Below are 12,278 nucleotides of genomic sequence, written 5' to 3'. Positions count from 1 at the left end.
GGTTTTATGAGTAGTGTTTGTACCACATGAAGTATTTTAAAATCCACCGCTACCAGGATCTTCTGGGCTTTGTGCTTGCGCTTTTTTAGGATTTAATAGCATATAGGTACCTAGAGCGGTTAGCGCTGCATATTTACCATAGTTTCCTATTTTTTTTAAAGCTTCTTTACGGGATATATCTGTGTCTTTATGTTGTTTTTTCATGAAAAGATGTTTTTAATTATTCTAAAATAATTTTTTTATTGATTTTACCTGATTTAGTTTTTAACGCTAGAAGGTATATTCCAGCAGGTAATTTAGGTATGCTAATTGAGGTAGTTCCGTTTGAGTTGAATTGTTGTGTAACTACCTTTTTTCCAAGTAAAGAGAAAATATTTAAAGAAGCATTTTTAGCTTGTAATCCTGCAATAGTCAAAATTTTTGGAGATGATTTATAGATACTAACATGATTCAATAAACTATTTTCTTCGTCAATGCCTAGTTTTTGAGCGGTGGTGTGTAGGTAAAATTGACCAGTGCCGTTCGTAGCGTTATTTAGTGTAACCGTATGCGATTTTTCAGATAGATTTGTAAAAGTACCATTACTTCGGTCTTCTAAATAAACATGAAGACCATTAGGTAGGTTAATTGAATTGGCAGAAAAAATAATTTCTTTACCAGCTTCTGCTTTTAATCCAATAGGAACGATGGTATTTTCCATATCTGTACTAGGTAAAGATTGGATAGCATAGTTTTTTCCAGTGTTTTCAGCCACTAATTGAGAATATAAAGCATAGGTATAATTGATGCCTCCAAACATGGTTCCGTCAAAACCATCATCAAGTCCTTTTGTAGCTTTATTGGTATAATACAATTTGGTTGACGTTGTTTTTCCATTTTCGTTAGCATATAGCACTACTTGAATTTCAGGGGTACTATTGTTTTTTTGAAATGTATCAGCTTGATGACTTTGATTAGAAGTATTGAAGGTTACATTTGTATTGGCTCCAGCACTCACAAAGAAAGCTTGACCTGGTGCAATTTGGAAATTAGCATCAGTACCAGACATTTTTAAATCATAGCTATTTGTTGCCTGATTCCATAGCCACACAGTAGCTTCAGAAAGAACTGCTCCTGTTGCATTATCAGTAAAAAAGGCTCCCAAATTAACATAAGAGGTAAAAGGATTTCCTACTAAGTTTAAGTTGTTAGTAGCTTGCGTAATAGGGTAAAGAACATTATTTGTATGTGCAGTACCTGTAAAACGAATAGTACTAGCAGTAGCTGTTTTAACCGAAATTCCTTGTCCAGAAGCAATAGCTCCGGTAGCGGTATTTGTCTGGTAATTCCAAGCACTTCCATCATTTTTATAAGGAGCAATACCAATATTAGCACCGGTACCTGAAGCAAAAATATGGTTAGAAATTAAATTTTCAATGGTTTCACCAGCCACTGGAGAAGAAACTAAATACCAGTTGTTTGTAGGTAAATTTCTTTGGTAAGTTACAGTTCCTGTTACTGTAGCATTTGCTATTAAAGAAGCTCCAGATTCAATGTTAATAGTACTTACAGTTATAGGGGCAGAAATAGTAGGGTAATTAGTTAAGTTGGCAGGAATGATAACATTACTTGTTGAGGTAGGAGCAGTATTTCCAATCCAGTTAGTAGCAGTATTCCAATTAGTATCAGTAACCCCTGTCCATTTTAAGTTTGAAGAAAAAGGGGTATTATCTGTATTGTCTCTTCCAGGAGAAAAAATAACAGGATTCGTAGGAATGTTAGAATGATTTACAAAAGCACCATTGATATCATCATTTCGAGCAATTGATTGATTGTTTCCAGCAGAAGCATAATTTTCAACTAAAACCGTAGCTCCAGTATTATTTTTAATAGTAATAGTATCGCCTCCATTATTTAATTCCAAAGCATTAGTGGAAGCAACTTGAACAATTCCAGGAACAGTAACAGGAGTACCCCCTCCAAAAATGACAATAGCTTCATTAGCAGGAATAATGGTTCCGTTAGGAAAAGTATGGCGAACACGAATGGCATCAGCTATTGTCCAGCCAGAAATATCCAGATCTGCTCCGCTAATATTATAAATTTCAAGGAATTCATCCTCTGTTGTGCTAACAATACCATCACCATTAGCATCTCCGTTAGAAGAATCAGGATCCGCAAGAATTTCATTAATTACAATAGGAAGGTCATCATCACTTATTGTAACAGTATGTTGTGCTATAGTAATGTTGGCATTTCCAGAAGTAACAGCAATGTCTAAAATAATAGTTTCACTTTCAAAATCGGCATCATCATTAATATCTAAAGAAATATTTTCAGTTCCATTTCCCGTAAAAGTAATAGAGGAAGTATTCAGAGTATAATCACTAGGCTCAGCGGTACTTCCAGCATTAACAGTAACTCCAATGGTAACATCAGCATTATAATTAGAGAATGTAACAGGAAGTAACGTGTTAAATGTAGCGTTGGTTTCATTTTGTGAGCTAGAGGCAGCGTCAAAACTTACAACTGGACTAGAAGATGCTGTAACAGTAAAAGAATTAACTGTATAGCCATCTCCACTACCATTTTCACTAAATTCAAAGCCTACTTGAATAGTATTGCTTCCTGAAACATCTAAATTGTTAACAGCATAATTGACCGTATCTCCATTACTTGTAGCACCAATTACTGTTTCAACTCTAGTGCCATTATCTAATATGTAAAAATACGTAAACTTACCATCATTTGCACCGCTATTAGCTCCTAAAGCAGCAATACTGATTGTGGTAACTGAAGAGATGTCAATTGCTTGACTTGTAAATATTCCTTGCCCTCCCCAGTCATCTGATATTAAGGCGCCACCAGATACTTTGAATGAGTTTGTAGAACCGTCTGTATTAGGAGTTGTATCATAGGATAAGTTCCATTGGTTAGAGATACTTCCAAAAGGACCAACACTTGTAGGACCAGCTACAGGAGGAGCGGCAGAGGTATGATCTGCAAAGCCATCTCCATCATTAGAGAAGTCAGCATTATAGATTATTTGACCGCTAATATTATGACTAGCTCCAAATAATAATAAGAGAATAATAAAAAAATAGTTGTGTCTCATAATTAAAAATTTAAGATAGGTTCCAAATTTATTAAAAATGAAATAAAAAAGAGACTGTGTTTGAATATTTTACATTCAGATAACGCGTTTGCTACTTTTCTTATATGAAAAGTAACAAATTAAATTTTGAGTCATATTAGTTATAAGTTGGTATTCTCATACAGGAAAGTAGAGGAGGTTTTTTGGTAGTTTCAACCAGTAAAATGGTATTCGTTTTTTTAGCACTAGTTTTTACGCCAGAAGAAAGGAGTAAATAAAATAAGAACAGTGAAAAGTTCTAAACGTCCAATAAGCATTAAAAAAGAGCATACCCATTTAGCGCCTATTGATAAATGACTAAAATTATCAACAGGGCTTACGCTTCCTATCGCAGGCCCAATATTTCCTAAGGAAGAAGCAGAAGCTCCTAATGCAGATTGTATGTCTAAACCAAGTAATGCTAATGCAATTGTTCCTATCATGAATATCAACATATATAAAATAAAAAACGATAATATGTTGAAAACAATGGTTTTATTAACAGCTTTTCGATCATACCGAACGGGAATGATAGCATTAGGATGTAGTGATTTCTTAAATTCTAAAAAACTGTTTTTTAGCATTACAATGTGGCGCACAATTTTGACTCCTCCTGAAGTAGATCCTGCAGATCCTCCTACAAAAAATAAAGAGAAGAAAATACCAGTAGCAAAAAAACTCCACATAGTAAAATCAGCAGTAACGAAACCAGTAGTAGTTACTACAGATATTACGGAGAATAGAGAATGTCTAATAGCGCTTTCTATTTCTCCATAAGGTTTAGGATGTGCAATTGTAGTTTGTAAATTAGGATCTTGTAAAAATAATATGGTGAAAGCTACTATTGTTGAAATACCCAGTATTCCAAATAGATAATAGCGGAACTCTTCATTTTGAAAAGCTTTTTGAATTTTTCCTTTTAAGGCAAAATATGTTAAAACAAAATTAGTTCCAGCAATAAACATAAAAAAGATAATGATATATTGTACCATTGGTATTCCATTCCAAAAAGCAATGCTATTATTTTTTGTAGAAAATCCACCCGTACTAACAGTTGCCATAGCGTGATTTATAGCATCAAACCAAGACATACCAGCAATTTTTAATAGTAAAAATTGAACAAAAGTTAAGAGTACGTATATTAGCCATAACCGTTTAGCAGTTTCTGTAATTCTAGGGTGTAATTTATCTGCTGAAGGCCCAGGAGCTTCTGCCATAAATAATTGCATTCCTCCAATACCTAACAATGGTAAAATAGCAATAGTTAATACAATAATTCCCATCCCTCCAAGCCAATGCGTTGCACTACGCCAAAAAAGAATCCCTTTAGGCATAGATTCTATATCTGTTAAGATAGAAGAACCAGTAGTAGAATACCCTGATATGGTTTCAAAAAATGCATCTGTAATATTAGGGATGCTACCTGTTAGTAAATAAGGAAGCATTCCTGTTAGAGAAAGGATCAGCCAACCCAAGGATACAATTAAATACCCCTCTTTTTTTTGTAAGTTTTTATTGATTGGTTTATTAAAAAAATAAAGTAATGCTCCTATAAATATGGTAATAATTCCAGCATTTAAAATTCCTAACTTAGCAGTTTCTTGGAAGTAAAAACTGAAAGGAATTGCCATGAGCATGAAAATTCCGTTTAAAGTAGCAGTAAGTCCTAAAAAACGATAAATAAGTTTAAGGTTAAGATTTTCCATATTAATTAAACAATTCTTCTACGGTAGTTATAGCTTCTGGTAAACAGAAAACAATTACTTTATCACCACTTTGAATTTGCTTACTTCCAAAAGACATAATTGCTTTTCCATTGCGTATAATACCTCCAAAAACAGCTTCTCTTGGGAAACGAAGTTCTTTGATAGGTTTTTTGGTTACCGCGGCATTGGGTTGCACCTCAAATTCAAAAACCTCGGCGTCTATATTGTATAGGTTGGCAAGTGCTAATATTTCTCCTTTTCTGATGTGACGGAATATGTTACTGGCAGCAATTAATTTTTTGTTGATAAGTGTGTCGATGCCTATAGTTTGAGATATGTTTATATAGTCCATATTCTCTACCAAAGCAATTGTTTTTCTAACTCCTTTAGATTTGGCTACTAAACAAGACATTATATTTGTTTCAGAGTCACCTGTAACTGCGATGAAAGCATCCATTTCACGAATGTTTTCTTCTTCAAGAAGTTCTATGTTCCTTCCATCTCCATTAATGACTAAAGTATGTCTTAAATCTTCCGCAAGTGTTAATGCTTTATCTTTATTTTTTTCGAATAATTTAACTTTGAAATTTTCTTTACAGAGGTTTCTTGCTGTTTTTTTACCAATACTACTACCTCCAAGAATCATTACATTTTTAATATCAATTTGTTTTTTTCCGATAATAGGAGATAGTTTGTCAATACTATAGTTTGGTACAGAAAAATACACCTGATCCTTTATTTTATATTCAGTATCCCCTCTTGGAATGATAGTTTGAGCAATTCCTTCTCGTTTAATAGCAATAGTGATAAAATCAACATTAGAAAATTTATCTTTAGCTTCTTTGACAGTTAAGTTAACGATAGGAGACTTATAACTCAGGGAAGTTCCCATCACATTAAAAACCCCATTTTCAAAAGCAACAGTATCATTAAATGATGATTGATTTAGTAGTAGTTTTATTTCATCAGCAGCTAATTCTTCTGGTGAAATCATAAAATCAACGCCAAAATCTTGAAAGTTTATTTCATCATTTTTTACAAATTCAGGATTATTTATTCTAGCAATTGTTTTTTTTACTCCTAAAGCTTTACCAATTACAGAAATGGTAAAATTGGTATTTTGACTCTCAGTAACGGCCAGTAACAAGTCAGCAGACTCTATACCTATTTCCTTTAAAAGTCTTATAGAAGTAGCATCTCCCTTTTTAGTGATTACATCAAGGTGATTGTTGATGTGGTTTAACTTTTCTCCGTTAAAATCAATGATATACGTATCTTGAGATTCGTATGAAAGTAGTTTAGCCAAGTGAAACCCTACGTCTCCTGCTCCAGCTATGATAATTTTCATATACTTTAAAATCAGAATAAACAACAAAGATAGTGTGCTTGTTTGGCGTGTGCAAAAAAAAGACATATATTTATAGAAAAGTTATGAATATATGAAAAAGTTAACCATAAAATCCTGGGCACTTGATGATAGGCCTAGGGAGAAGCTATTAGCAAAAGGACAATCAAATTTATCAGATACTGAATTGATTGCTATTTTGATAGGATCAGGAAATAGGAAAGAGACAGCAGTAGCGCTATCTCAGAGAATCCTTCAATCAGTAGGAAATAATTTAAGGAAGTTGGCAAGGTTATCAGTAGCAGAATTAACTAAATTTAATGGAATTGGAGAGGCAAAAGCAATTAGTATTATCACAGCGCTAGAATTAGGAAGACGGCGCCAGTTTGAAAATGCGTTAAAAAAAACTAAGATAATGAGTTCTTCAGATGTATTTAAGCTGATGCGTCCAATTATAGGAGATTTAGAATACGAAGAATTTTGGGTTTTATATCTTAATAATTCGAACAAGGTATTAGCAAAACATAAGATTAGCAAAGGAGGATTGACAGCCACTTTGGTAGATGTTCGACCTTTGTATAAAAGAGCATTGGAATTGTCTTGTATAGGAATGATCGTATGTCACAATCATCCTTCAGGAAGAGTAAAGCCAAGTGAATCAGATATTAAAATTACAAAGAAGATTAAAGAGGCAGGAACTTTTTTAGATATAAAATTATTAGATCATTTAATTATTGCTGAAAAAATATATTTTAGCTTTGCAGATGAAGGAATATTATAGGTTTTGATACCTATTAGAAAGCTTATGATACTTATATACACCCATAAGATAACGCCTAGAGTTCGTTATATTTTTAAACATATTTTTACCAGAACGTTGAAAATCTCTATTGATTTCACTTCAAAAATAGAAACATTTGTAGCTCATAACGGCCCTAAGCTATCATATACTAAAGTACCTTTAGGAAAGGAGTTTTTTATTAGATCCAATGCATTATTATTTGAGCAAGGAGTAAATGACTTAGAAATTAATATGGGTAACTGGGATACCGTTCCGTGTTTTTTCTCAGCAGGTTCTAAATCAGTAATTCCGTTTGATATTTTTGCAGCAAGTTTTTATTTGATAACAAGGTATGAAGAGTATTTACCTCATGTAAAAGATAAACATGGGCGCTTTTCAGCAGAAAAAAGTATTGCTTATAAATATGGTTTTTTAGAAAAACCTATTATTGATATATGGGCCTTTAAGTTATTAAAGGCTTTGAAAGAGCGCTTTCCAACGTATCAATATAAAGAAAGGAATTTTCAGTTTATTTCTACTATAGATGTAGATAATGCCTATGCGTATAGGCATAAAAGTTTTGTGAGAACAATAGGAGGCTTCTTAAATGATGTAGGGAAATTAAATCTTTTTAATCTTTGGAATAGAATGGCTATTGTTTTTAGAATAAAAAAAGATCCCTTTCAAACTTTTGATAAATTAATTTCATTAAAAAAAGAATATGATGTTAGAACGATATTCTTCTTTCTAATAGGAGATTATACAACATTTGATACGAATGTGTCTTCTTCTAAAAACAACTTTCAACTATTGATAAAAGAGATGGTTGACTATGCCCGCGTAGGTTTGCATCCATCTTATTTTACGATGCAGGATGCCTCTATGTTGAAAAAGGAAAAGGAACGTATGGAACGAATAACAAATATGCCAATTACACGCTCCAGACAACACTATTTGCGTTTCAATTTGCCTGAAACATACCAAAAACTAATAGATTTAGAAATTGTAGAAGATTACTCTATGGGATATGCAGATCATGTAGGGTTTAGAGCGAGTACTTGTACCCCTTTTTATTTTTATGATTTAGATTTTGAAATTCAAACACCCTTAAAAATATTTTCGTTTGCATTAATGGATACTACATTAAACGATTATATGAAGTTGACCCCTAAACAGTCTTTGGGAAGAATCCGAGATTTAAAGAATGAAGTTAAAAAAGTGAATGGAGTATTTATTACGTTATTTCATAACGAAAGTTTAAGTAATTATCTACGATGGAAAGGTTGGGGAAATGTATATAAATCAATGCTGAAAATAGTAACATCTAAATGATAAAATACCTCAAAAGAGAAGAATTGGATGTTGAAAAGTATGATGAATGTATAGAAGCGTCAATACAAAGTATGCTCTATGCATATTCATGGTATTTAGATATTGTAGCAGAAAGTTGGGCTGTGTTGGTGTTGAATGATTATGAAGCAGTAATGCCTTTACCTTGGAAGAGGAGGTATGCTATAGCATATATTACACAACCTTATTTTTGCCAACAGTTAGGAGTGTTTTCTAAAAATGTAATTTTGGAGAGAGAAGTTGTAAGGTTTATAAAAAAGATACCGAAATATTTTTTTAAAGTTGTTTTACAATTTAATTTTCAAAATAAGATGGATATACCTAAGGCCATGCAAAGGGAAAATTATGTACTCTCTTTAAAGAAAGGAAAAACTGAAATTTTTAAAAACTATAATAAAAACCGTAAAAGAGATTATAAAAAGGCTGAGAAAAGAAATTTTACTTTAGAAAAGAATTTAGATAGTGAGCTTTTTATTAAATTTATAGAAGAAGTCCCTAAAAATTATGAATTAGATTCTTATCCTTTCTCCATTTTAAAGAATTTAGCAAAGCTAAAAAATCAATATATTTTTATATGGGGAATAAAAGAGGATAATGCGTTAATGGCTAGTTTGTTGTTTTTAAAAGATAAACATAGGATTACTTATTTAATGCCTATCATAAGTAATGAAGGTAAAAAAAGAGGGTATGCAACACTCTTAGTTACCAAGTTGATAGAAACATTTTCTGAGAGCGATCTAATTTTAGATTTTGAAGGATCTATGTTAGAGGGGATAGCCCGTTTTTATAGGAGTTTTGGTGCAAAAAAAGAGACATACTATGCCTTAAATAGTTATTTTTTTGATTCTTTTTTTATAAAAAAACCAGAACAAAATTAACGAAGCAAGTCCGGTAGCCCACATTAAAAAAGCAGTAGTCATAGCAGCTCCAGTGATTCCATATAAAGGAATTAAGAAATAGTTGCTGATAATATTTAAAGCCAGTCCGCTTAAAGCAATATAATAGTTGACGGTAGCTTTTCCGATAGAAGATAATAAATTTCCATATAAACCTCTTGAGGTGTAAATTCCTGATATACCAATAGTCAATATGAAAAAAGCAGTGCTATATTGGGTAAAGCTTTCATCGAGGGTACTTAAAATTTGATTTGAGAAAATAAATGAAATGAAGGTGAAAATTATACTTATAATTAAAAATAAAATAGTGTAACTTTTTATATAATTAATGATATACTTTTTATCGTCAATCTTCTCCGTAAAAGCAACAAAATCAGTATTTATAAAAACCCTTGGAAGAAAAAGCAAACTAAAGGGGATTAAGGAAACATACCGATAATTGGTAACCATCTTGGGATCATTTAATAAAATCCCTATTAATAAAATATCTATCACAAAAAGAAGCTGGCCTATAACGTTTGATAAGCTTGTAAAAAAACCATATTTCCAAAAGCGGTAATTGGTTATAGCTAATTTCTTTTTAGCTTGGAAATTAATCCGTAGCTTTTTGATAAAAATAAAGGAAGTAATTGCAGGACTTATAAGCAGCGCAGCTATATACCCCATTTCTTTATAAAAATAAGACAAGAGTACCACACTTATTATCAAAATGCTATGATATACAATTTCTGAAAAAGCAAAAGACTTATTATCATTTTTTAATCGGAATTGAATTTTAATAATCCCAAGAATATAAGAAGGAATTAACAAAAAAGCTAAGAGAGCCAAGTATTTTGAGGTTTCTTTAAATTGGAAAGGAATGAGTATAGAAATAAATACCAAAATGAAAGTTAGTAATAAAGATGCCCAAAAACCATTTTTAAAAACGTAAAGGAATAAACTATCTTTTGTATCTTGATCTTTTAAAATAGCTCCATACCTAAGCAAACCTTGATGCAGTCCTAATCCACTAATAGGAATTAAAAAAGTAATGATATTATAAGCAAACAATACAGCTCCCAATGTTTTACTTGGAATTAGGTATAAGGCGGCTAAAGAAGTTAAAAAAGACAAGCCTTTAGCCATAATAGTAGCTATAAAAACATAGCTTCCAGATCTACTAAAAAAGCCTTTAAGGTAGGGGTGTAATTCCTTGTAAATCATTTTAAAAACTTATTTTGTAAAGGTTAGAAAACGATTTGCAAATAGCCTCTTTGCTAAAATGTTTAACAACATATTGGTGCATTTTTTCAGAAGAAGGCTGTTCTTTTTTATGGTAGAAAAATAAGATGTTTTTTAGGAGCTCATCTTCCTTTTTAGGAGCAATTAGTTTCCCGAAATCGTCAGGGAAAAATTCGCTAATTCCTCCTACGTTTGTAGTGATGACAGGTGTGCCACATGAAAAGCTCTCTAAAATTACGCAAGGAAGATTTTCGTAATTGCTGAATAGGACAAAAATATCAGCCTTTTGTATAAAATTAGGAACTTTATGATGAGGTATTTGAGATATAAATTCAATTTTAGAAGCAATATGAAGACTTATAGCTAATGGTTTGTATTTGGAAACTCCTTCCCCAATCAGTATAAGTTTGAAATTACTAATAGTACGATTTAAAGTTGCCATTGTTTTTATAATTCCAGAAACATTCTTGTGAGTATCTACCATATTTGAAATATGTAATATGGTAAAAGTCCTTTCTTTTTTCGGTTGAGGAGTAAATAAAGAGGTGTCAACAACATTAGGAACCACTTTATAGTTTCCATATAATTTTAGCGTTTCCATAGACTTTTTTAAATCAAAGGAAACGGGGCATATAAAAGAAGCGTTTTTGGCAATTAATCTGGATAAAAATAATGAAATGTTAGAAATACTTTTAGAAAGAGGAGGGTGATAACCAGTCCAATGTTCCGAAATGATATAATTTTTCTTTTTTACCCATTTTAAATATAAGGCAAAAATACCAAACGGATACAGCTTGTTGAGGTGTACAAGGTCAAAATACCCAATATTCTTTAAAAGTTTTTGAAAAGCAATATAGAACCTAATCCCTTTTATGATAGGGTTTTTACTTGGTTTTATATAAGCGATATGTGTTTGTATCGTATTTTTTATCTCATGAGAAATATGCGTACTTTTTTTACAATTAGCATCAGAAACAAGGTGTAAAACGCTAACTTGATAATTGGAGCTAACAGCTTCGGCATGCCTTTGGATAAAATCTCCATTATAAGGAAATACGCGAGAAGGATACCAACCGCAGAGGAAAAGAATATGTTTTTTTTGCTTCAAATTGATTTATAATAAACCGCTAAAATACTTCTTTAACGGTTAAATATTTTTATTTTTGAGAGATTATGAGTATTCAGCATATTTTTTTTGATTTAGATCATACTTTGTGGGACTTTGAAAGGAACTCAGAATTAGCTTTTCAAAGGATATTTGAAGAACGGAAGATTCCCGTTTCAATTACTGATTTTTTGAAAATATATAAACCGATTAACTTTAAATATTGGAAACTTTATAGAGAAGAAAAAGTAAGTAAAGAGGTGTTAAGATACAATAGGTTGAAAGAGACATTTGAAGAATTGACTTATAGTATTTCAACAGAACTTATCATTGCAATTTCTGAAGATTATATTAATTTTTTATCAGACTACAATCATTTATTTGAAGGGACAATTGAGATACTAGACTATTTAAAAGAAAAATATGAGTTGCATATAATAACGAATGGATTTAAAGAAGTACAACATTTAAAGATGGAAAAGTCAGGAATAAAAAAGTACTTTACACATATCATAACTGCTGAAAGTATTGGAGTGAAAAAACCGGATCCTAAGATATTTGCTTATGCAATGAAGCTGGCAAAAGCAACGCCTAAAAATAGTGTAATGATTGGTGATAGTTATGAAGCAGATGTTATAGGAGGATTAGATATGGGCATGTCAGCAATTTATTGTAATTTGGAAAAAAAAGAAAATATAAAAGGAATAAGCACTATACAATCATTGATAGAATTAAAACAGTATCTTTGATTTTTAATCCCCA

Annotated in this window: 10 protein-coding genes; 4 read left to right on the top strand and 6 right to left on the bottom strand. The window is 31.7% G+C overall.

Annotated features, from left to right (window positions below):
• Positions 1-36: 36 nt before the first annotated feature.
• The 4 genes from MARIT_RS15655 to trkA form a co-directional block, all read right to left on the bottom strand.
• Positions 37-204, bottom strand: a complete 168-nt coding sequence (locus tag MARIT_RS15655; RefSeq protein ID WP_167381784.1) for a hypothetical protein — start codon at positions 202-204, stop codon at positions 37-39.
• A gap of 16 nt (positions 205-220) precedes the next feature.
• Positions 221-3,094, bottom strand: coding sequence for a lamin tail domain-containing protein (locus tag MARIT_RS11485; protein ID WP_100211567.1), 2,874 nt, complete (start codon positions 3,092-3,094; stop codon positions 221-223).
• Positions 3,095-3,318: 224 nt separating this feature from the next.
• A complete protein-coding gene (locus MARIT_RS11480; RefSeq protein WP_100211566.1) occupies positions 3,319-4,818 on the bottom strand; it encodes a TrkH family potassium uptake protein in 1,500 nt (499 codons plus the stop codon).
• Position 4,819: 1 nt separating this feature from the next.
• The gene (gene trkA, locus MARIT_RS11475) at positions 4,820-6,166 is read right to left on the bottom strand and encodes a Trk system potassium transporter TrkA (protein WP_024740582.1); all 1,347 of its coding nucleotides are present in this window, start codon (positions 6,164-6,166) and stop codon (positions 4,820-4,822) included.
• Between the two features lie 91 nt (positions 6,167-6,257).
• Here trkA and radC point away from each other — a divergent pair, with 91 nt between their 5' ends.
• The 3 genes from radC to MARIT_RS11460 are packed head-to-tail and all read left to right on the top strand — an operon-like array spanning position 6,258 to position 9,172.
• Complete coding sequence (gene radC, locus MARIT_RS11470; RefSeq protein ID WP_024740583.1) at positions 6,258-6,944, top strand: RadC family protein; 687 nt, start codon at positions 6,258-6,260, stop codon at positions 6,942-6,944.
• Between the two features lie 24 nt (positions 6,945-6,968).
• A complete protein-coding gene (locus MARIT_RS11465; protein ID WP_024740584.1) occupies positions 6,969-8,276 on the top strand; it encodes a polysaccharide deacetylase family protein in 1,308 nt (435 codons plus the stop codon).
• The gene (locus MARIT_RS11460; protein ID WP_024740585.1) at positions 8,273-9,172 is read left to right on the top strand and encodes a hypothetical protein; all 900 of its coding nucleotides are present in this window, start codon (positions 8,273-8,275) and stop codon (positions 9,170-9,172) included. Before MARIT_RS11465 ends, MARIT_RS11460 begins: the two co-directional genes overlap by 4 nt.
• Here MARIT_RS11460 and MARIT_RS11455 read toward each other — a convergent pair.
• Together MARIT_RS11455 and MARIT_RS11450 are read right to left on the bottom strand one after the other, a co-directional pair.
• Complete coding sequence (locus tag MARIT_RS11455) at positions 9,119-10,393, bottom strand: MATE family efflux transporter (protein ID WP_100211565.1); 1,275 nt, start codon at positions 10,391-10,393, stop codon at positions 9,119-9,121. The genes MARIT_RS11460 and MARIT_RS11455 overlap by 54 nt on opposite strands.
• 1 nt (position 10,394) lies before the next feature.
• Positions 10,395-11,519 carry a glycosyltransferase family 4 protein gene (locus MARIT_RS11450; RefSeq protein ID WP_100211564.1) on the bottom strand — a complete coding sequence of 375 codons (1,125 nt, stop codon included), beginning with the start codon at positions 11,517-11,519 and terminating at the stop codon, positions 10,395-10,397.
• A gap of 65 nt (positions 11,520-11,584) precedes the next feature.
• Between MARIT_RS11450 and MARIT_RS11445 the strand changes: the two genes are divergently transcribed.
• Positions 11,585-12,265: a YjjG family noncanonical pyrimidine nucleotidase gene (locus MARIT_RS11445; RefSeq protein WP_038025378.1), complete on the top strand. Its 681-nt coding sequence runs from the start codon at positions 11,585-11,587 to the stop codon at positions 12,263-12,265.
• Positions 12,266-12,278 lie beyond the last annotated feature (13 nt).

It is taken from the genome of Tenacibaculum maritimum NCIMB 2154 (assembly GCF_900119795.1).
In the GTDB taxonomy this organism is placed as follows: Bacteria; Bacteroidota; Bacteroidia; order Flavobacteriales; family Flavobacteriaceae; genus Polaribacter; species Polaribacter maritimus.
Note: the sequence above shows the minus strand (reverse complement) of the source record. Positions and strands in the feature narration are given on the sequence as shown.